Below are 279 nucleotides of genomic sequence, written 5' to 3'. Positions count from 1 at the left end.
AGCGGGTCTGGTCAGCGGTGCGTACCGCCGTGCCGGCCGACTACGAGGCCCGTGTGCGGCCGTCGGCCGCCGTCGGCGACCTCGTGCACGTCGCCGCGTTGATGTCGGCCGACGATGACGCCCGCATCACGACGTCGTTCGGACGCACGCTCGACTCGCTCGATCGCGAGTGGCGCTTCCGGGTGTTCCTGCGCGATCGACCGGCGACGATCGCCGAGCTGGTCCCGATCCTCGAGTACCTCGGGCTGCCACCGGTCGACGAGCACCCCTCGGAGTTCT

The 279-nt window shown here is 71.0% G+C and carries 1 protein-coding gene; it reads left to right on the top strand.

Features of this window, described 5'->3' with window-relative positions; genetic code table 11:
- Positions 1-279 (top strand): NAD-glutamate dehydrogenase domain-containing protein (locus MD536_RS21840; RefSeq protein ID WP_239603889.1); only part of this gene is annotated, 279 nt, incomplete at both ends.

The sequence above is a fragment of the Flavihumibacter cheonanensis genome (assembly GCF_022352215.1).
Lineage (GTDB): Bacteria > Bacteroidota > Bacteroidia > Chitinophagales > Chitinophagaceae > Flavihumibacter > Flavihumibacter cheonanensis.
The sequence above is the reverse complement of the archived record's forward strand: the minus strand, read 5'-3'. Positions and strand labels throughout refer to the sequence as shown.